At 37.8% G+C, this 21685-nt stretch carries 21 protein-coding genes; 17 read left to right on the forward strand and 4 right to left on the reverse strand.

The window, feature by feature from the left end:
* Positions 1-221 precede the first annotated feature (221 nt).
* Positions 222-1103, forward strand: coding sequence for a C40 family peptidase (locus MHB42_RS03335; RefSeq protein ID WP_340804370.1), 882 nt, complete (start codon positions 222-224; stop codon positions 1101-1103).
* Between the two features lie 521 nt (positions 1104-1624).
* Here MHB42_RS03335 and MHB42_RS03340 read toward each other — a convergent pair.
* Together MHB42_RS03340 and secA2 are read right to left on the reverse strand one after the other, a co-directional pair.
* On the reverse strand, positions 1625-2521 hold the full coding sequence (locus MHB42_RS03340; protein ID WP_340804371.1) for an accessory Sec system S-layer assembly protein: 897 nt from the start codon (positions 2519-2521) through the stop codon (positions 1625-1627).
* A complete protein-coding gene (gene secA2, locus MHB42_RS03345) occupies positions 2521-4884 on the reverse strand; it encodes an accessory Sec system translocase SecA2 (RefSeq protein WP_340804372.1) in 2364 nt (787 codons plus the stop codon). The genes MHB42_RS03340 and secA2 overlap by 1 nt, the downstream gene beginning before the upstream one ends.
* A gap of 225 nt (positions 4885-5109) precedes the next feature.
* Here secA2 and MHB42_RS03350 point away from each other — a divergent pair, with 225 nt between their 5' ends.
* A complete protein-coding gene (locus tag MHB42_RS03350) occupies positions 5110-6189 on the forward strand; it encodes a glycosyltransferase family 4 protein (RefSeq protein ID WP_340804373.1) in 1080 nt (359 codons plus the stop codon).
* Positions 6190-6312: 123 nt separating this feature from the next.
* On the opposite strand, the gene MHB42_RS03355 is transcribed toward MHB42_RS03350, so the two are convergent.
* Together MHB42_RS03355 and MHB42_RS03360 are read right to left on the reverse strand one after the other, a co-directional pair.
* Positions 6313-7359, reverse strand: coding sequence for an LCP family protein (locus MHB42_RS03355; protein WP_340804374.1), 1047 nt, complete (start codon positions 7357-7359; stop codon positions 6313-6315).
* Positions 7360-7550: 191 nt separating this feature from the next.
* Complete coding sequence (locus tag MHB42_RS03360; RefSeq protein WP_340804375.1) at positions 7551-8186, reverse strand: YigZ family protein; 636 nt, start codon at positions 8184-8186, stop codon at positions 7551-7553.
* Between the two features lie 153 nt (positions 8187-8339).
* Here MHB42_RS03360 and MHB42_RS03365 point away from each other — a divergent pair, with 153 nt between their 5' ends.
* The 15 genes from MHB42_RS03365 (at position 8340) to MHB42_RS03435 (ending at position 21643) form a co-directional block, all read left to right on the forward strand.
* On the forward strand, positions 8340-9488 hold the full coding sequence (locus MHB42_RS03365; protein WP_340804376.1) for a sensor histidine kinase: 1149 nt from the start codon (positions 8340-8342) through the stop codon (positions 9486-9488).
* Positions 9489-9522: 34 nt separating this feature from the next.
* Positions 9523-10197 (forward strand): response regulator transcription factor, encoded by a 675-nt coding sequence (locus MHB42_RS03370; RefSeq protein WP_340804377.1) that lies wholly within the window; start codon positions 9523-9525, stop codon positions 10195-10197.
* A 195-nt stretch (positions 10198-10392) separates the two neighbouring features.
* A complete protein-coding gene (locus tag MHB42_RS03375; protein WP_340804378.1) occupies positions 10393-10941 on the forward strand; it encodes a DUF3225 domain-containing protein in 549 nt (182 codons plus the stop codon).
* A 169-nt stretch (positions 10942-11110) separates the two neighbouring features.
* The gene (locus MHB42_RS03380) at positions 11111-11956 is read left to right on the forward strand and encodes a DegV family protein (RefSeq protein WP_340804379.1); all 846 of its coding nucleotides are present in this window, start codon (positions 11111-11113) and stop codon (positions 11954-11956) included.
* 67 nt (positions 11957-12023) lie between these two features.
* A complete protein-coding gene (locus MHB42_RS03385; RefSeq protein ID WP_340804380.1) occupies positions 12024-13391 on the forward strand; it encodes a DEAD/DEAH box helicase in 1368 nt (455 codons plus the stop codon).
* Complete coding sequence (locus tag MHB42_RS03390) at positions 13388-13978, forward strand: ComF family protein (protein ID WP_340804381.1); 591 nt, start codon at positions 13388-13390, stop codon at positions 13976-13978. The genes MHB42_RS03385 and MHB42_RS03390 overlap by 4 nt, the downstream gene beginning before the upstream one ends.
* A 78-nt stretch (positions 13979-14056) precedes the next feature.
* A complete protein-coding gene (locus tag MHB42_RS03395) occupies positions 14057-14470 on the forward strand; it encodes a TIGR03826 family flagellar region protein (protein ID WP_340804382.1) in 414 nt (137 codons plus the stop codon).
* Positions 14471-14594: 124 nt separating this feature from the next.
* A complete protein-coding gene (gene flgM / locus MHB42_RS03400) occupies positions 14595-14855 on the forward strand; it encodes a flagellar biosynthesis anti-sigma factor FlgM (RefSeq protein ID WP_340804383.1) in 261 nt (86 codons plus the stop codon).
* Between the two features lie 15 nt (positions 14856-14870).
* Positions 14871-15371 carry a flagellar protein FlgN gene (locus MHB42_RS03405; protein ID WP_340804384.1) on the forward strand — a complete coding sequence of 167 codons (501 nt, stop codon included), beginning with the start codon at positions 14871-14873 and terminating at the stop codon, positions 15369-15371.
* A gap of 15 nt (positions 15372-15386) precedes the next feature.
* Positions 15387-16934: a flagellar hook-associated protein FlgK gene (gene flgK / locus MHB42_RS03410; protein ID WP_340804385.1), complete on the forward strand. Its 1548-nt coding sequence runs from the start codon at positions 15387-15389 to the stop codon at positions 16932-16934.
* Positions 16935-16962: 28 nt separating this feature from the next.
* Entirely contained in the window at positions 16963-17883 is a 921-nt protein-coding gene (gene flgL / locus MHB42_RS03415; RefSeq protein ID WP_340804386.1) for a flagellar hook-associated protein FlgL, read from the forward strand.
* Between the two features lie 653 nt (positions 17884-18536).
* A complete protein-coding gene (locus tag MHB42_RS03420) occupies positions 18537-19100 on the forward strand; it encodes a DUF6470 family protein (protein WP_340804387.1) in 564 nt (187 codons plus the stop codon).
* A gap of 17 nt (positions 19101-19117) precedes the next feature.
* On the forward strand, positions 19118-19561 hold the full coding sequence (gene fliW, locus MHB42_RS03425; RefSeq protein WP_340804388.1) for a flagellar assembly protein FliW: 444 nt from the start codon (positions 19118-19120) through the stop codon (positions 19559-19561).
* Complete coding sequence (gene csrA, locus MHB42_RS03430; RefSeq protein ID WP_340804390.1) at positions 19561-19776, forward strand: carbon storage regulator CsrA; 216 nt, start codon at positions 19561-19563, stop codon at positions 19774-19776. Before fliW ends, csrA begins: the two co-directional genes overlap by 1 nt.
* A gap of 592 nt (positions 19777-20368) precedes the next feature.
* Complete coding sequence (locus MHB42_RS03435; RefSeq protein ID WP_340804391.1) at positions 20369-21643, forward strand: flagellin N-terminal helical domain-containing protein; 1275 nt, start codon at positions 20369-20371, stop codon at positions 21641-21643.
* The last annotated feature ends 42 nt before the right edge of the window (positions 21644-21685 follow it).

A 21685-nucleotide genomic window follows, 5' to 3' on the forward strand; every position in this document is an offset into this window, starting at 1 on the left:
GCTAAAACTTTCAAAAAATTTTAAATACAGAAGTGTATGTTATCATAGGCATGGCCAACTTGCAATCAAAACACTATTGTAATATAGTCGGATTTTATCGTTTTTTATAGGATTGCTAAAATGTTTGAAAAATAGTCAGTATTTCCGATTTCTATAAAAGAAATATCTAGTATGATAGACACACAAGGAAATATTTTAGCATGAACGGAGGCATTTTGGGTATGCAAAAAACAAAAAAATGGAGAATTTTAGCTTTAAGTGCAATTGCAACTTCATTTTTAGCAGTACAAACAGCAGAGGCAGCAACATATACTGTACAAAAAGGGGACACTTTAACAAGAATCGCTCAAAAACACCAAGTAACAATTAGCGATATTATGAAGTGGAATAATCTATCAAAAGACACGATTTATGTAGCCCAAAAGTTAGAGGTTCAAAAGCCAGCAACAAATACAGGCGTAAAACCTTCTAATCCACCTGTAACCACTAAACCGACAGTGAACGCGCATACAGTTGCAAAAGGCGATACATTATCAAAAATTGCTAAACAATATAACGCAACAATTAAACAGATTAAAGACTGGAATAAATTGGAGAATGATACAATCTACATTGGGCAAGTGTTAAAGCTTTCTTCAACAGCAGTGATACCTGATAAAGGTACTATACATAAGGACGCACCCACACCGCCAAAAGTAGTTACACAAGGTCTTTCATCAAATGGACAAGCTACTTACAAAAAAACAATAGAGGTAGCCAATACATTACTAGGCACACCATATCTATATGGAGGCAATACACCGGTAGGTCTTGATTGTAGTGGCTTTATTTTCTATGCTTATAATCAAGGTGGCTTAAAAATTGGTAGAACAAGCAGCGAAGGCTATTTTTATGGCAATACAGTACATGTAACAAATCCAGTGCCTGGAGATTTAGTGTTTTTTGAGAACACCTATAAAGAAGGAATTTCTCATATGGGCATTTATCTTGGTGATAATAAATTTATCCATGCAGGCTCAAATGGCGTTGAAATCTCAGATGTGACATACACATACTGGGCTTCCAAATTAGTAGGCTACAAACGCTTTGACAGCGTAAAATAAACAAAATAACGCGATTTCTACCAATGCAGAAATCGCTTCAGATTGTAGACAAAAGGAATCGAGAAGTTCACGCTCGATTCCTTTTGTCATTTTTCTTCTATAGTATTTATTTTTAATGTATACATGCTTATGGTCTGCATGGAGGAATTTTTGATGCATCATTTCTTTTGTGATGAATAGAGGTTTTGATAAAAATCAATAGTAGCCTCTAATTTTAACTTAAGGTACTAATTGATTAATCGTTAACATTTCCACTTGTTCACGTTCATGGATTTGATTTTTCGTATCACCTCGAAAGTTTACTTTTTATCAACATATGCATAAGATGTTCTTTATGTAGAAGTTGATTGGAACAAAGGGCGGCGACTCCCGCGGAAAGCGTCCGCCCGTAGTGGAAATCAGCGGCTTTCCTTGATTCCATTGTAAAAGAAAAATGACTGTAGGCAAACCCAAAATTCATTGAGTTTGTCTACAGTCTGAAGCGATGTCTGCCAATGCAAAAATCGCCTTTTATATTGATATTATTGCGTTACACGTGCTGTCCAACGAGAAAGGTCAGCACCTTTTGGATTTACTAACGCCGCTGGGAAAATAAATGTCCATGGCTTCGTTGAGTTTGGCTGAACAGTAAGAACAGGGTCCATTTTAAAAGAACCTTTAGCGATTTGTTTTCCTCGTGCATCAATAATTTCAAGAGGAAGCTGTTCTAGGTTAATCGCTTTATTATGCCCATTACGAATAAAAATAGAAACATTTAAGCTACCATTATTCATAAATTTTGCTTGTAAACCTGTAAAGTTTACCTCTGTATCACCTAACTTCGGCAAAGTTTTAACAATTTTAGCAAGCTCTTCTTTTTGCTCTGCTGGTAATTGTTCTTCCCAAGTAGGGTCTAACTCTAATTGATGCTCACGTAAAGATACAAGATTAAAGGCTAACTTCCAACCATCTTCAGGAACTTCATCCACTTGAATCGTTGATTTTTCAAATTCAAATACCCATGGACGAGCACTTTTAGCAGGAATTGTACCAAGCGCTTTAAAATCAAACTTTTTAGAAGCTACGAGTTTATCGTCTTTATCCATAATGAAAAGCTCAATTTCACCTAATTCAATTGCTTCTGAAAGCGATGAGCGGAAAAATGCACGGACTAGCCATTTACCTTTGCGATCTTCTTCAATACTAATAGAAGATAACGATAGTTGATTTGGCTTTAATGGCTCTAGCTCATTCGCAAGGAAGTTAAAAATATACTTTTGCTCTTGTGGTACATCCCAGTCAGGGTGGAAAGAAAGCTTTGTTTCCACCTCTTCATCGTTTGCTTGTTCGTTTCCGTTATTGCCTAGTAAATCCCTTGAATCGATAGTATTTTCTTGTACCACTTTATCTGATTTCTTAAAAAATGAAAATAAACCCATTATTGACCCTCCAATTGTGCTTCAACTGTTTTCATGAAATCTATAACTTCTATAATAATCGAACGACGTAGTTCTTGGAAATTTTTTCCGAATAATTCTAAGCCCTCTCGTTGGTAAATACGCATAGGGTCCTCTTGTTGGTAATGACGAAGCCCAATGCCTTCTTTTAAGTGAGCCATTGCCTCTAAGTGTTTTACCCATCCAACATCTATATTGCTTAACATAACTTTAGGGATTATTTCCATCACACGTTCGTTTTGAGCAAATTTATCCATTTTTGCAGTTAATTCATCTACAGGTGCTTGTAGAGAGTCTAGAATAGGAATGACTTTTCCAACCTCTCGATCAATTGTCACAGGCTTTAGGAAAAGGCTATTTAAACTGCTTTCCATTCCATCATAATCCCATTCAAATGAAGGTATATCATCAGGAGCAGCATCACGTACTGCGAAGTCTACAGTTTCATATAGCATTTGCTTTAATTGCTCTAATATGTTTTCACCAGCTAAAATCTGATCACGTAATCCATAAAGAACTGTACGCTGATCGTTAATAACATCGTCCAATTTTAAGTTGTATTCACGCATGCCGTATTGTGAACCTTCAACAATGCGCTGTGTGCGGTTAATAAGCTCTTGTACCTCTTTATTTTGAATAATGCCTTGCTCGTCCACAACCATTTTTGCTAAGAATTTTTCAACCTCTTCTTTTGCATAACGACGGAACATATCATCTTCAATAGAGAGAATAAAGCGGCTCTCACCTACATCTCCTTGACGGCCAGAACGACCACGTAGCTGATTGTCTACACGGCGACTTTCATGCTTTTCTGTACCAATTACATATAAGCCACCAAGCTCAGGAACACCTTCGCCAAGCATAATATCTGTACCACGACCAGCCATATTTGTTGCAACTGTAATACGACCTTTTTGACCTGCTTGTGAAATCAACTCAACTTCTTGTTCGACTGTTTTGGCATTTAATAATTGGAATTGAAGGTTTTCCTTTTTCAAATAGTCAGCAACTGTTTCAGATTGAAGAATAGATGTTGTACCAATTAAAATAGGCTGTCCTTTTTCATGTCGCTTTTTCGCTTCGGCAGCAACATACTTATATTTTGCCTCTTGAGTGCTAAAAATAAGATCAGGTTGGTCGATACGACGGCGTGGACGGTTTGTTGGAATTTGTACAACCTCCATGCCATATACTTCTCGAATTTCTTTTTCCTGTGTTTTCGCTGTACCTGTCATCCCAGAAAGGTGCGGATACATACGGAAATAGTTTTGAATGGTAATTTGTGCTTGTGATTTATTTTCGTCTGTAATTGTCACGCCTTCTTTTGCTTCGATTGCTTGATGTAAGCCATCAGATAGTGAGCGACCTTCTAAAATACGACCCGTAAACATATCGACAAGCTCGATTTTGTCATCCTTGACAATGTAGTCAACATCACGCTTAAACATCACATGCGCACGAACAGCTTGAATCACATAGTGGAACAGTGTTTGATGTTCTAAGTCATACAAATTATCAACATTGAAGGCAGCCTCAACCTTTTCAATTCCTTTATCTGTAAGGGATGTAGCCTTTGTTTCATCATCGAAATCATAATCTACATCCTTCTTGAAACGCTTGGCTAACATAGCTGCAATGCGATGTAATTCACCGTTAGAAGGCATTTTACCTGCGATAATTAACGGTGTTTTCGCTTCATCAATCAATACACTGTCTACTTCATCGATAATGGCAAAGTGATAAGGACGTTGTACTTTATCTGCTAAGCTGTATGCCATATTATCACGTAAATAATCGAAGCCAAATTCAGTGCCTACACCGTATGTAATATCAGCATCATAGGCTTCTTTTTTATCATCTGCGCCCATCATTGGTATATTTAAACCAACAGTTAGGCCAAGGAAACGATGAATTTGTCCAACTAATTCAAAGTCACGTTTTGCTAGGTAATCATTCACTGTAATAACATGGACACCTTTACCTTCTAATGCACGCACATAGGAGGGAAGGGAGGCAACAAGCGTTTTACCTTCACCTGTAGGCATTTCAGCAATATTACCTTCTGTTAAAACAAGGCCACCAATTAGCTGTACATCAAAATGACGCATACCTAATACACGCTTTGAGGCTTCGCGTACAACAGCAAATGCGTCTGGAATAATAGATGTAATAGGCTCACCCTGTTCTAACTGATCTTTGAAAATAAAAGTCATTTCTCGCAATTCAGCATCTGACTTGTTGACATATTTTTCTTCAAGGTTGTTAATTTGTTCTACTATTTTATAGTAGCGTTTTAATTGACGAGCACTTGTCTGCTCTTTATTACTTTTGAAAATTGAGAACATGGAATATACGCTCCTTTAAAGTTGTCTAAGTGCTAGACACTCCATTATTCTATCAAATTTTACGAATCGTGACTACAACTGACTATATGGGAATCTATGCGTACGAAAATGTACAAAATATTTGTGAAATCGTGGGAAATTTTTAGAAAAAGTATATTTCAATGCTTGTTCATGCTATAATCAATGTGGATTTCAATGTAGATTACTTTTTTGAGGAGGAGAGACATGCTCTACGTGTCTTTAATAGCAGCATTTGTTGCATCCATTTTGTTAACTCCATTAGTGAAAAGATTAGCGTTTAGAATAGGTGCAGTTGATGCGCCAAACTATCGAAAAGTACATGCTCGAATTATGCCGAGACTTGGTGGCTTGGCAATTTTCCTTGCGTTTATAATTGGTGTAGCGATTTCATATCCGTTTTTAATGGATGTTTTAAGAAATGCTAAAAATGATAATGATATGTATTTACTGGCAATTGTTATGGGAGCCTGCATTATCGTTGTGACTGGTGTTGTGGATGATATGCGTGAGATTTCCGCAAAGGCAAAAATGCTTGGTCAGTTTGTGGCAGCATTAATTATTGTTTTTGTCGGTGGCATTCAAATTGACATGGTAAACTTACCGTTTTTAGGTACATTGGATTTTGGTTTACTAAGTATTCCATTAACAATTATTTGGATTATAGGTATTACCAATGCCATTAATTTAATTGATGGCTTAGACGGTTTAGCTGCAGGTGTGTCAACGATTGCACTCATCACATTAGCAGTGATGGCATTTATTATGAGCAATATGTTTGTTTTAGCAATAGCAGCCATTTTAGCTGTAGCATCGCTTGGCTTCCTATTTTATAATTTCCACCCAGCGAAAATTTTTATGGGTGATACAGGGGCGTTATTCCTTGGCTTTATGATTTCAGTATTAGCGTTACTTGGTTTTAAAAACGTTACATTTGTTTCATTAATCATTCCAATTATTATTCTTGGTGTACCGATTTCTGATACATTCTTTGCGATTGTGCGTCGTGTACGTATGAAGAAAAAATGGTCTGATCCAGATAAGTCACATTTACATCACCGTTTACTGGATATGGGCTTCACACATCGCCAAACGGTACTACTTATTTATGGTATTGCGATGATGTTCGGTTTAGCAGCCATCATTTTCTCAATGGCAAAAGTATGGGGCGCTATTTTACTGGTAGCTGTCATATTAACAGCCATTGAAATCTTTGTCGAGATCATTGGACTCGCAGGCAAAAACTATAAACCGCTTTTAAATTTTGTGCGGATATTTAATAAATAAACCTTAAAAGCAATCATACAAATGTGTGTGATTGCTTTTTTCTATGGCTATCCGTCAATTCAGCAATTTCAATAAAAAAGACCATAGACAATGCTTGCTTTGTCTATGGTCTGGCAATATTCGTTATTCGATTTCTGAGGTTTCATCGCTGGCAGCACTGTTTGTTCCTGTAGTGCCGTTTGTTAGGCTTGATGAGCTTTCATTAAGTCCAAGATGATTTTGGAAAGTTTCTTTTATTTCTTCTACAGAATTTTGGTTTAGCTGGTAATAATAAATACCAGTAGATGTATCATCGATGCCCTCTAATGTTAATGAATCGATACGTGGAGCACCTTGTGTTAAATACGATAAGAACGATTTCATTTCTGAGAATGTCATATCTGTTTTCATGTTATCGCCAAGCGCTTTAATGACATCATCGTATTTTGTAATAGAGCCAACAGAAGCAACTTTTTTAATAATGGCTGATAAAATTTCCTGCTGACGTTTGCCACGCTCAATATCGCTATCTTGTTTACGTGTTCGCGCAAGAGCAAGTGCCTCACTACCATTTAAGTGCTGTAATCCTGGTTCTAAGTTGATGGTAAATTTATCGAACTCATCTAATTCATGTAATTCATATGGTACTTCTGCTTCAATACCACCTAAGGCATCGACAACATCGATAAAGGCATTGAAGTTCATACGCACATAATAGTCAATTGGGATATCAAATAGCTCTTCTACTGTTTCAATCGTAGTAAGTGTCCCACCTAAAGCATGTGCATGTGTAATTTTGTCTTTGTAGCCAACCTTTGGAATATAAACGTAAGAATCACGAGGGATGCTTAACATTTTCACCGTATTTGTCTTATTATTTAATGTAGCTAAAATAAGTGCATCGGAGCGAGAGTTTTCAGAGCCTTGCTCACGTTTATCACTATCATCAACCCCAACAAATAAAATAGATACATTATCGTGAATAGGCTCTACTTTTGCTTCACGATGAGTAGGAACCTCTCGACCTTCTAATACTTCATGTGCAGAGTTTGCAGCATGTTCTACTTGCTTTGTAAGGTAAACTCCATAAGCAACTACACAAATTGTCAAACTAGCAATTAGTAGAAGTGTAATTTTTATAATGAAGGAAGCTTTAGAAGACCTTTTTTTGTTAACCGATCTTTTTTTCATATTAGATATATTCTCCTCTAACTAATGGGAATAATAATGCAATGAAGCTAAATATATCTTTTGTGCGAGTACAATTTAATGTGTAGTTACGCTAAGATATAATAAATAGAACTAGGTACATATTATGGTCAATAAAATAGCCTAACATAAAAATTATACTATGCATATTTCAATTCGACAATTAAAACTATTTATTTTACAATAAATTCTATAAATTGAGCATCTTCAAAAGTGATGGTTGCTTGTCCATTGGTAATGTCTGTGATCCAACTTCGGAACTGTTCTTCTCCTTCCTTTGGCACAGAAACAATTATTTCGACACCTTCCAAATAGCGTATTTCTTCCAATGTATAAGACGAACCTCGTATTTCATTTTCAACTTTTCCTAGCCATGTGTAATCAATAGCAACTTTCATAAAATGATGAAGTCTTCGTTCGACTATTTGTGCAGCCATCAAACCTTCTGTTGTTGCTTTGCCATATGCACGAATTAGACCACCGCCGCCTAGCTTAATACCGCCGAAATAACGTGTTACAACGACAACGGTATCTTTTAGCCCTTGCTTTTTTAAAACCTCTAACATAGGGACGCCTGCGGTACCACTAGGTTCCCCATCATCATTTGCCTTTTGAATATGATCGTGTTCACCAATAATATAAGCTGAGCAATTATGTGTTGCGCTATGATGCATTTTTTTGATGCTGTCGATAAAGGCGATTGCATCCTCTTCTGTTTCTGCACGTTCTATATAAGTGAGAAAACGGGATTTAGAAATAACAATTTCGCTTTCGCCGTATCCTTTTACTGTTAAATAGTTTTCTCTCATTTGTATCAATCTCCTTTTAATTCGAGTTCTATTCTATAATTTTCGTAAAGAAAAAGCATTAATTTTTAGCATGGTGGTGCTATAATAGGTTTAGACTAATTTGGTCTATTCAAATAGTAAGTAATCATAAGACATTAGACTGGGGAGTATACTATGTTTTCAAATGATACTTTCGATTTAAAGTCGCTTGATGACATTTTTAATCGAATGTTAGATACAATTATGAGCTCAAAAGATGATATCTTTATTATAAGCGAACAAAGTCGAAGAAACTTCGAGGATATGCAAAATGAGCTAGAAATTGTTCGAAAACAAATATCCATCGTAATTGATGAAGGTGATGCTTTAGAAAAAAGTACACAGCTTGCTAAGCAAAGACTTGTGCTAGTGAGTAAAGCTTTTGATAATTATACCGAAGAACAAGTTAGAGAAGCCTATGAAACTGCACATGATTTTCAAGTAAAGCTCTCCGTTATTAGAACACAAGAAAAACAGCTACGTGATAAAAGAGATGATTTAGAGAGAAGATTGAGAGGGCTGCTCGATACAATCGAACGTGCTGACCATATTGTTAATCAGGTAAATGTCGTTTTGAGTTACTTAACTTCAGATTTAAAAAATGTTAGTTTAGCGCTTGAACAAGCAAAAATGAAGCAAGATTTTGGAATACGTATTATTGCAGCACAAGAGGAGGAGCGTAAACGCTTATCACGAGAAATTCATGATGGACCTGCTCAAATGCTTGCCAATGTGCTAATGCGCACCGATTTAATAGATAGAACGTATCGCGAAAAAGGCATTGACAAGGCATTAGCTGAAATTGCTGATTTAAAGAAGACAGTGCGTAATGCGTTATCTGAAGTGCGACGTATTATCTATGATTTAAGACCAATGGCACTGGACGATTTAGGCATTGTTCCGACATTAAAGAAGTATTTATCAACAGTAACTGAATACAATCCAGGTATCGAAATACACTTCCAATCAAGAAGCACAGAAAAGCGTATACCTTCAAATTATGAGGTTTCAATTTTCCGATTGGTGCAAGAATGTGTGACAAATGCCATGAAACATGGTAAATGTAAAGATATTTGGGTAAAGCTTGAATGGTTAAAGAATGCTGTGAATATCGTTGTCAAAGACGATGGTGTAGGTTTCGACCCAGATACAGTAAAGGACCATTCATTTGGAATTTTAGGTATGAAGGAACGTATTGAAATTCTAGGTGGTACAATCTCTATTACTAGTGAAATAAATCGTGGTACAACGGTTTTATTTAAAATTCCTTTAGAAATAGAGTAAGTAATTGTTGCAGAAATTTAGGGGGTAAAGACATATGACAAAGATTATTATTGTAGACGATCACCAGTTATTCCGTGAAGGAGTAAAACGTATTTTAGACTTTGAAGACACGTTTGATGTAGTAGCGGAAGGTGACGATGGTACAGACGTAGTTACTTTATATGCTGAAAATGGACCAGATGTTGTATTAATGGATATTAATATGCCAGGTAAAAATGGCGTAGAGGCAACATCAGAGTTAATTCATGAATTTCCAGATGCAAAGGTAATTATGCTATCCATTCATGACGATGAAACATATGTAACACATGCACTAAAATCAGGTGCTCTTGGCTATATGCTAAAAGAAATGGATGCAGATGAAATTGTAGAAGCCATTAAAGTAGTTGCCAATGGAGGCTCTTATTTACATCCAAAAGTAACGAAAAATTTAGTAGCAGAATTCCGTCGCCTTTCAGAGCATGAAAATAAAGGGAACTTCCACCAAACTGAAATTCGACGTCCATTCCACTTACTAACAAAACGTGAATGTGAGGTATTACAACTATTAACAGATGGTCAATCAAACCGTACAATTGGTGAAACACTGTTTATCTCTGAAAAAACAGTTAAAAACCATGTATCAAGCATTCTGCAAAAAATGAATGTCAATGACCGTACACAAGCTGTTGTTACAGCCATTAAAAACGGTTGGGTTGAAGTACGCTAATAACGTAAAACTGTTTTTAAAAGCTACTTGATATGAAAGTAGTTTTTAAAACAGTTTTTTTATTTATCAAGCAAGCGTGCAACATTTTATAGCTTAAGGCGTCATAAGGAAGATGTAGCAGGTAAATGTTGAAAATACACAACAAAATTCCTACAACAGCATTTATATGCTACAATATGCGCGGGAGGTTTTTTGATGTTAAAGAAAAGTTTTCTAGCAGTTTTGATCTTAATGGTATTAACTGCCTGTGGTAATAAAGATGAGAAGATGAGTGATGAAGAACGAGAAAAGGTTATAGAGGATGGTACAGTAGGCTTTGAAATGATGGGTGGTAATGTTGAAAAAGCTAATAATGTACCAAAAGAAGAGGAAAAAGCAATTTTGGCTTCTTTTGATGAGTATATTGCAGCACTAAATGCTGAAGAAATTGATCGTTATATGAAAACAATATCAAATAATCCAAAAGGCTTTAAATATGATGAGGAAAAAGCGTATGCAGCAGAAGTGTTTGAACAATTTGATATTAAGCGTGAAGTAGAAAATGTCACAATTGCAAAATACGAGCCAGAGAAAGAAGCGCAAGTGTTTGCGAATCTAAAAATGCACTCTCTTCAGCTTGAAACAAAGGTTGAGCATGAAAGCGCAGGGCGTCAGGTGACTGTTTTTGTAAAGGAAGACGGTGACTGGAAGGTAACGAGCGTCTTCTATATTGGTGACGACTCACAGTCTAGTACAGGCAACTAATCATAGCTATCTTCATTCATCTGAGTGAAGATTAGCCCTTATACATAGAACATGAATGTGCAATGGAAATAAACCTAAGCCACATTCATTTCTTTTTGTAGAAAATAAGCAATTATTGCACCGCGATAAAATTGATTGTAAACTATGAAGAATAGGAGAGTGGACATGGATGAGGACGGCAATCGTAACAGATAGTACGGCATATATTACACCTGAAGAACGAGCACGCTTAAATATTTATATGATACCTTTAAGTGTCAATATCTCAGGTCAATTATTTGCCGAAGAGGTAGATATTACAGCATCTGAATTTTATGATAAAGTGCGGAATGTAAAGGAATTCCCTAAAACAACACAGCCGCCAATCGGAGAATTTGTCGCTCTCTTTGAAGAGCTAGCAAAGGATTATGATGAAGTGATTGCTATTCATTTATCAAGTGGCATTAGTGGAACATACCAAGGAGCTATACAAGCAGGCGCAATGGTGGAAGGTATTGAGGTACATGCCTTCGATAGCGAAATATCCTGTGCTGTTCAAGGTTTTTATGCATTAAAGGCGGCTGAAATGGTGCACCAGGGCTTTACGGCAAAAGATATACTTGCAGCATTGGCGGATATGCAGCAATATACTCGTGCTTACTTTATTGTAGACGACTTAGCACATTTGCAGCGTGGTGGGCGTTTATCCTCTGCAGCAGCCCTGATTGGTGGCTTGCTGCAAGTAAAGCCAGTTCTACATTTTGTTGATAAGGTTATTGTACCCTTTGAAAAAATCCGTACACGTAAAAAGGCATTAAAGCGTGTTGAGGAACTGTTAGCAGAGGATGCGAAAAAATATGAGGCGATGGATGCTGTTGTTATTCATGCTAATTGTGAAGAAGAAGCACAGGCATGGCGAGCACAATTAGCAGCAGCCTATCCAAATGTAAACTTTACATTGAGCTATTTTGGCCCTGTTATCGGTACTCATTTAGGTGAAGGTGCCATGGGCTTAGGCTGGACAAAAAATAAATAATAAGTGTGAGAGTCTCTACAGCAAATGTAGAGGCTTTTTTATATAGGTTAGGAAAGGAGAAGAGAGCATGAAATATAAAGGCTGGATATTGCCACCAGCATTACGAGATTTCCATGAAGGACGCATTTGGTTAAGAAATCATTCACCTTTTTCTGCAATCGATATGGAGAGGGCTATTAGCAATCAATATTTCTATATAATAGAAGGAATCCAAAAAAAGCCATTTATCAAGTGCAATCGTTGCCATAATACAGACCCTGAGTTATTTACGGTATTTGATTGTGCAGGCTGTCGGAGGTCATGTATCTATTGTCGCCATTGTATTCGGATGGGAAGGGTGAGCAGCTGTACACAATTGTTGCTATGGATTGGACCTAAAGCGCTTAAAAAGCGTCAGCATTTATTACAGTGGACAGGGCAATTTACCGAGCTTCAACAGCAGGCTGCCAATGAAATTTTAGCAAGCGTAAGGGCAGGACGTTCGCATCTAACCAGCGCGGTTTGTGGGGCAGGGAAAACGGAGCTGCTTTTTCCAGCCGTCCATGATGCGCTAAAGCGAGCATTGCGTGTTTGTATTGCTACACCGCGTACAGATGTTGTATTAGAGCTATATCCTCGCTTTCAACATGTATTTCCACAAACGGTGATTCATGCCTTGTATGGTGGAGCACCAAAGCAGGATGGCTATGCCCAGCTTGTAATTGCAACAACACATCAGCTTTACCGATTTGACAGAGCATTTGATGTGATGATTGTAGATGAGGCAGATGCTTTTCCTTATACATTTGATGAAACATTACAAAGAGCAGTAGAAAAGGCTAAAAAAGCTGATGCACCGATTATTTTTGTCACAGCAACCCCTTCCACGAGGCTACAACAAGCCTTTCAACAAGAAAGCTATTCATTTATTCCAAAGCGCTACCATAACCACCCATTACCAGTTCCTCAATTTTCAGCTTTATGGAACTATGAAAAAAGCTTTTATCGCGGAAAAATTCCTACAAGGTTAAAAAATTGGACGGAGCAATGCCTTGCCCAACAGCAACCATTTTTATTGTTTTTTCCAACAATCGCACTAATGGACAAGGCAATATCACTTTTTCAATCCATTGATCCTAAAATAGTAGCTGTCCATGCAGAAGACCCAGAGCGGAAAGAAAAGGTACTGAAGCTACGACAGCAAGAGATTCCAGGACTATTAACAACAACCATTTTAGAAAGAGGCATTACTATTCGCAATGTGCAGGTGGCAGTTGTTGGCGCAGAGTCCTCGATTTTTACAGCAAATGCTCTTATTCAAATTGCAGGACGCGTAGGACGACATCAGGATTTTCCTAATGGTGATGTACGCTTTTTTCATCATGGTGTAACAACAAGCATGGATGAGGCACGTGCAAAAATTCTTTATTACAATAAGAAAGGATTTCCGCTATGAATAAAATAGAATCTCGGTGTTTACTATGCTCGCAGCCTTTAAAAACTACAATCTCTTGGACAAGGCTTTTAACAAAGCAATTTGCGCCAACTATTTGCGAAAAATGTCAGCATCGCTTTGTGCCCTCACAATCAGCAACAGCACTTTATGAATATAATGAAGCAATGAAAGAGTATTTGCATCAATTGAAATTTTTACAAGATATCGCACTTGTTAAAGTATTTCGTCAAGAGCTGTACATGCGACTTAAAAAAGAAAAGGCTCTTATTTTACCCATCCCAATGCATCCCGAAAAACAGCAGGAACGCACCTTTTCGCATACAGAAGAGCTTTTAAAGGCGGCACATATATCGTATAGTCAATTACTAGAGAAAACGACAACAGCCACACAAAGCTCTAAAAATAGAGAAGAACGTTTAAATGTCGCTCCACTATTTCGCTTAAAGACAGGAGTACAAGTAGAGCATCAAAACTATTTACTTTTTGACGATATAAAAACTACAGGTACAACCTTAAAGCATGCTACAGAGGTGTTAATGGCGGCAGGTGCTAAAAATGTCCAATACTTCACATTAATTGATGGCTGAAAACATTAATGTATTATGTATAATAGATTATGGGTATATATTGATAGATTACGATGACTGGTAAGAGGAGGAAACAGGATGGCAGAGGTTCGCAATTGTCCAAAATGTAATGAATTTTTTAACTATACAGGAATAAGGGAAGTATGTCATAAGTGTGCACAATCAGAGGAGGAGCTGTATCAGATCGTTTATCGTTTCTTGCGTAAACGTGAGAACCGAGCGGCAACAGTGGAGCGTATTGTGGAAGCAACAGGAGCAGAAGAGGAGCTATTATATAAATGGGTGCGCAAAGGTCGACTGCAACCAGCCATGTTCCCTAATTTGGGCTATCCATGCGATAACTGTGGCCATCTCACAACGAAAGGAAAGCTTTGCACAAAATGTCAGGATGAATTAAAGGCAGACTTACGTACATTTGAAGCGGCAAAGGAATTCCGTGAAAGTGTAGAAGAGCGTGATCGTGCAACATACCATTCGGAGCGTAAACGTTAGTCAAATCACAGTGTGTGTTAATTTTAAACAAAATTAGCACACTTTTTTATATATGAAAACTTAACATTATGTAAGACAATCCGAAATAATAATAAGATAAGATTTTTAGATGGGAGGGTTCAATATGAAAATTACATCTTATGGCATCAATGCGATGAATGCCTATAAAAAACAAGTACGTAATGTCAAATCAGATACAGTTAAAGCATCTTTTGCAGATAAAATTGAAATTTCCAAAGCAGCACAGGAAATGCAAGGTGTGTCAACGTACGGTACTGAACGCGCAGATCGTGTTCAACAATTAAAAGAGGATATTGCTTCAGGTGAATACAAAGTAAACGCTCGCCAGGTGGCAGAGGATATGCTGAAATATTATCGTTTCTAGGGAGGGTGTCACATTATGTCTGTAGAAGCGATACGTTCTACATTAACAATGCTAGAAAGAATGCATAAAAGCTTACTTGAACTAGCCTATAAAAAAACCGAAATTATTAAAGCTGGCGATATCCAAGCACTGGACCAATTGCTCAAGGACGAGCAGGCACATGTAGCGGCAATCGATAAGCTCGAGCAACAGCGTCAGAAACAAGTAACGGACTACTTTGAAGCAAAGGGACTTGCTTCAACTGACAATAGAACTGTTGCAGATGTCATCGAGGCTGCTGAACAACAGGCTGATAAAGAAGCATTATCAGCAGTTCGCGACCGTTTATTGCTTATTATTAATAACTTACGACAACAAAATGACTTAAATCAAAAGCTTGTATTTCAATCACTACAAATTGTGAACCTAACACTTGATTCATTAAGACCTCGTACAGAGCAAATAAACTACTCTAGCAATGAGGTACGTGGAACAAACACTGTAGTCAAAAAATCATACTTTGATTCACAAGCATAAAAGGGAGGAAAAAAGATGCGCTCAACATTTATGGGCTTAGAAGCAAGTAAACGTGGCCTTTTTGTACAGCAAACGGCTTTATACACAACAGGTCACAATATTTCCAATGCCAACACATTAGGCTATTCTCGCCAACGTGTCAATATGCAAGCAACACCAGGTTTCCCAACACCAGGTCTAAATCAGCCCACTTATCCAGGCCACCTTGGAACAGGTGTAGAAGCAGGCTCAATCCAACGTATTCGCGATGAATTTATCGACCGTCAATACCGCCAAGAAACGAATAAGTTTGGTTATTGGGAGTCAACGTTTAAATCGATTTCACAAATGGAAGATATTATGTCAGAGCCTTCAGAATTTGGTATTAACCAAGCATTCACAGATTTTTGGAAGGCAATGGAAGACATTATTGATGATCCAAAAGATACAGCTGCACGTCAAGTATTAATTTCTAAAGGTAAGGGATTAGCAGAATCCTTTAATTATATGGATAGACAGCTAAAACAAATCCAAGGAAATATTGGTAATGAAATTAAAGTATCAACAGATAAAGTAAATTCAATTCTTAAACAAATTGCAGCTATTAATAAGCAAATTCAAGAGGTAGAGCCTAACGGTTATGTACCAAATGATTTGTATGATGCACGCGATTTATTAGTAGATGAGTTAAATCATTATATCCCTGTATCAATTTCCTTCCAAAAATCAGGAGGACTTGCCAAAGATGTAGCAGAAGGCTCCATGACAATTACATATATTTCTGCAGATGGAACTACACGAATTCCATTAGTAGAAGGTAGAGAATACGCTGCGCTTGCAACGATGGATACAAATGATGTACGTGTTGATGGTGAGGTTGATGTTGCTGCAACAGGGGAGTATGCTGAGTTTAGCCAAATTAGAGTTACTGATCTTGGTGAGCCACCTGGCGATCCAACAACAGGAGCAAATACCATTGACTATAGTCAAATGGAGCCTAGCAAAGGTACATTACGTGCATTAATCGATGCTTATGGGCATAGTGGTGGTCAAGGGACTTATCCAGAAATGCTTGCTAACTTAGATTTATTAGCGAATGAATTTATCACACAGTTTAATGCTATTCATAGTGCAGGTTATGACTTAGATGGTGTTTTAGGGGAGGACTTTTTTGCTGGCACAACTGCTCGTGATTTTAGCGTAGTCATTACTGACCCTAAGCGAGTAGCAGCATCTGATATCACAGGTGAGCAAGGAAACAATGAAAATATGCGGGAGCTAGCAGAACTACAGAAGCAAGCGCACGCAAACTTAAAACAAGGTACATTCCAAAACTACTATAAATCACTAACAGGGGACTTAGCAGTAAAAGGGCAAGAGGCTGATCGTAATGCATTTAACTCTAAAACATTGCATTTGCAAATTTCGAATAACCGTGATTCCATGAGCTCTGTTTCCCTAGATGAAGAAATGACAAATATGATTACATTCCAGCAGGCATATAATGCAAATGCACGTATGATTACAGTTGTAGATGAAACATTAGATAAAATTATTAACGGTATGGGAAGAGTAGGCCTATAGTAGCGAACTAATGGAAGGGAGATAAATCATGCGCGTTACACAATCAATGCTATCAAGCAATATGCTACGCAATTTAAATACAAGCTATAGCAAAATGTCTAAATATCAAGATATGCTAACATCAGGTATGAAAATAACAAGACCATCTGATGATCCAGTTGTGGCGGTCAAAGGAATGGGGTACCGTGTAGACCTTGATAGAAATGCACAGTATCAACGTAATTTGCGTGAAGCAAATACATGGCTGGATACAACAGATGAAGCACTTGACCAAGTAGGCTCTGCCTTAAAGCGTGTGAAGGAGCTTATTGTACAGGCTGCTAATGATACAAATACTGCTGATGATCGACAAAAAATTAATGCAGAAATGGAACAGCTTCGTGAGCAACTACGTGATATTGCCAATACAAGAGCAGGGGACAATTATATTTTTTCAGGTACACATACAAATGAGCCCCTTTATATTGATAAAACAGGTCCGCAAAACCCAGCTGTGTCAACTGGTAGAGATAAATCAATTGAAATCAATGTTTTTGACGGTATTTCGATGAATATTAATACTTCGGGTGCTGACTTATTTGAAAATGTTGATGCGTTTATGTCACAGGTCAATACATTATTACAAAGTGGTGCAACAGGTGAAGAAATAAGCGGTGCACTTGGCTTAGATATTACAGATGGTGTTAATACAATTCCTGGTTTAGATAGTGTCTATGCAGACACATTAACTTTAAGGGCAGAAGTAGGTGCTCGACAAAATCGTGTAGAGTTAATGGAAAATAGACTTGAAATACAAGAAGTCAATGTAACAAAACAGATGTCAGCAAATGAAAGCACAGACTATGCAAAAACAATTACAGACATGGTAACACAAGATTCTATTCACCAAGCAGCACTTTCAGTAGGAGCAAGAATCATTCAGCAAACTCTCGTAGATTTTATAAGATAAAATCTACGAGAGTTCTGCCCCGAAAGCGTTAGCGGCAGGGGCAAACACGGAGTGGCAAGTTCTGCCCCGAAAGCGTTAGCGGCAGGGGCAAACACGGAGTGGCAAGTTCTGCCCCGAAAGCGTTAGCGGCAGGGGCAAACACGGAGTGGCAAGTTCTGCCCCGAAAGCGTTAGCGGCAGGGGCAAACACGGAGTGGCAAGTTCTGCCCCGAAAGCGTTAGCGGCAGGGGCAAACACGGAGTGGCAAGTTCTGCCCCGAAAGCGTTAGCGGCAGGGGCAAACACGGAGTGGCAAGTTCTGCCCCGAAAGCGTTAGCGGCAGGGGCAAACACGGAGTGGCAAGTTCTGCCCCGAAAGCGTTAGCGGCAGGGGCAAACACGGAGTGGCAAGTTCTGCCCCGAAAGCGTTAGCGGCAGGGGCAAACACGGAGTGGCAAGTTCTGCCCCGAAAGCGTTAGCGGCAGGGGCAAACACGGAGTGGCAAGTTCTGCCCCGAAAGCGTTAGCGGCAGGGGCAAACACGGAGTGGCAAGTTCTGCCCCGAAAGCGTTAGCGACAGGGGCAAACATGCAACAGTAGGAATAAATTGAATCGAAACTTATCAAGCGTTTGGACATTTCGTTCAGGCGCTTTTCTTAAAAGGAAGGTGCAAAAAATATGAAACTTCCACAAATCCAAATTCATACAACTGATATTCAAATGGATTGGCGTACAACAAAGCCACAACAACATATCGAGCAACCGCAGGCGACATTGCATATTGAACAACCGGCAGCCATTTTAGAAATTCATACAACAAGAGGTATTTTAAAAATTGATTCTTCTCAGGCGAGAAGAGATATAGGGATGATTGGCCCTTTAGAATCAAGTGCGAACTATGCTGAAAAAGGTAAGCAAGAGCTTCTTAAAGGGATCGCGCGTAGAGTACAAGAAGGCTATCAAATGGCGGATAATGCTGGTAAAGGAATGGACCGTGCTACTATTCAAAATATTGCTAAACAAAACCATGGACCACATCATACACCATTCAATATTAAATTTGTGCCATCAATAGGCTCAGTAAAAATCGATTATACACCTGGTACAACAGACGTCAATATTGAAAGAAGAGAGCCAATTATTGACGCGCAAGTGAACAAACCAGTCCTTGAATACACACCTGGTAAAGTAACTGGTACAATGATGCAAAGACCACGTGTTGATATTGATGTAATCGGTTAAAAGGAGAGGGCAATCAAATGAATATTGAAACAAAGTTTTTAGGTACAGTCGAAATTAATGATACGAATATTGTAACATTTGAATCAGGGCTTCCAGGCTTTCCAGATGCACAAAAATTCGTGCTTCTTCCACTAGACGCAGATTTACCATTAGTTGTTTTACAATCAATTGAGCAACAGGAGCTTGGCTTTGTACTTGCATACCCATTTGCGTTTAAAAAGGATTATACATTTGAAATAGGAGAGGAAGACAAAGCAGATTTACAAATAGAACAGGAAGAAGATGTTATTGCCTACACAGTTGTCACATTAAAAGAAACATTTCAAGAATCAACAATGAATTTACTCGCCCCTATCATTATTAATACAGCCAAGAAACTAGGTAAACAAATTGTCCTACAAGATAGTTCACACTATCCTTTACGTTATCCAATCGGCGCCATGGAAGGAAGTGCTGAGTAATGCTTGTTCTATCACGAAAAACAGGTGAATCCATTATGATTGGGGATCATATTGAACTAAAGGTACTATCAGTTGACGGCGACCAAATAAAGCTTGGTATTGTAGCCCCTAAATCTGTAAAAGTCCATCGCTCGGAAGTATTTAAGGCAATACAAGAGCAAAATAGAGAAGCACTTGCGATACCAACAGATTTATTAAACAAATTAAAGAGGTAATAGCAAAGAGGATAACATAAATAAGCTGTTTTAAAAGGAGCTTAGGTAAAATAGCTAATATTATATGGAAGCTTTTTAATCATTAGCTATGCGTTTTCACAATTTTGACAAAAGTAGTCAATGGAGAAACGAAAGAATAAAAGCTAGACAATCATATTGCATCAGAGTTTGAAGCAGTTTCTCGGCAATTAAATAATAAAATATATCAGGCGTGTTGATTAACCTTTATTTTACAGAGAATCGCTTAGAATTCGTTGATTTCTGTTACAGGTGGACGCTTTCTGCGGGTGCGGCTTCAACTCATTTATTTCGGCAAATGCCGAAATCAATGGATTTTCAGCTCGCACTTTTTCCGCTAGAGTCGCCACCTTTCACGCCAATCAACGAGAGAATGCTTTAGACAAAGCGTTTTCCTTCTAACAACACGCTTGAAAATATATTAAATTAAAAAATTTTATAAAAAACTATTAAACATTTAAAACAGCTTACGATATATATAGTGTAAGGCGGAAGTAGTACATAACTACTGATTCCAAACTCTCCCACAGGGACGTGGGTTATACAAAAAAACAATTCAAGGAGGAATTCTATCATGAGAATTCAACACAACATTTCTGCATTAAATGCACACCGTAACTTAGGCTTTAACAACACACAAGCTTCAAAAAACCTTGAGAAATTATCTTCAGGTTTCAAAATCAACCGTGCTGGCGATGACGCTGCTGGTTTAGCAATCTCTGAAAAAATGCGCGGACAAATCCGTGGTCTTGATATGGCTACGAAAAACTCTCAAGATGCAATCTCTTTAATCCAAACTGCTGAGGGTGCATTAAACGAAACACACTCAATTTTACAACGTATGCGTGAATTAGCAGTACAATCAGGAAACGACACAAACGTTAACCTTGACCGTGCAGCAATCCAACAAGAAATTGAGCAATTAACAAAAGAAATCGACCGTATTTCAGATACAACTGAGTTCAATACGCAAAAATTACTTGATGGTTCATTCTCAGGTAAATTCCAAATTGGTGCGAATGAAAACCAAGATATGAGTTTAAACATTGGTAATATGAATGCGGCAAGCCTAGGGTTATCTAAAACTGTAGTAGTAGATTCAGACGTTGCTACTACATTAAAAGATGGTTCTTATACAATTGATGGAACTAAAGTATTAGATGCTAAAGGTCAAGAAGTGGGTAAAGTAGATAAAAATACAATTGTTTTAGCAGATGGTACAACTGTAGCTGCAAAATTTGATAAAGCAGATACTGCTGCAGATTTAAAAGACAAATCTATTATTAACGTTTCAAACGGCAAAGCAGAATTACGCTCACCAGCAGATAAGGCAAAAAATATTGATAAACTTGCTTCAGGTGAGTATGAAATTAGTGGAACGAACGTTTTAAAAGATGGTGTTAAAGTAGGATCTTTCGATGATGCTGCTAAGAAAGCTACAATTACTGTAAAAGATGCAGATGGAAACGAAATTAATGTAGAGGTTACTAAAGCAGAATTAGGTACGGATACTGATTTAGTTGATAAAGAAAAATTCAATATTGGTGGTATTGATGTATCGACTCGCGATCAAGCAACAGCTACAATTACAGCAGTTGATAGTGCAATTCAAAAAGTATCTGAGCAACGTTCTTCACTAGGTGCGGTTCAAAATCGTTTAGAGCACACAATCAACAACTTAGGTGCTGCTTCTGAAAACTTAACAGCTGCTGAATCTCGTATCCGTGATACAGATATGGCGAAAGAAATGATGGAGTTCACTAAGAACAATATCTTAATGCAAGCTGCACAGTCAATGTTAGCGCAAGCTAACCAACAGCCACAAGGCGTATTACAATTATTAGGTTAATTCCTAACAAGGAGCTTGAAGGTATTTACCTTCAAGCTTTTT

Source organism: Lysinibacillus sp. FSL K6-0232, from assembly GCF_038008325.1.
Classification (GTDB): domain Bacteria; phylum Bacillota; class Bacilli; order Bacillales_A; family Planococcaceae; genus Lysinibacillus.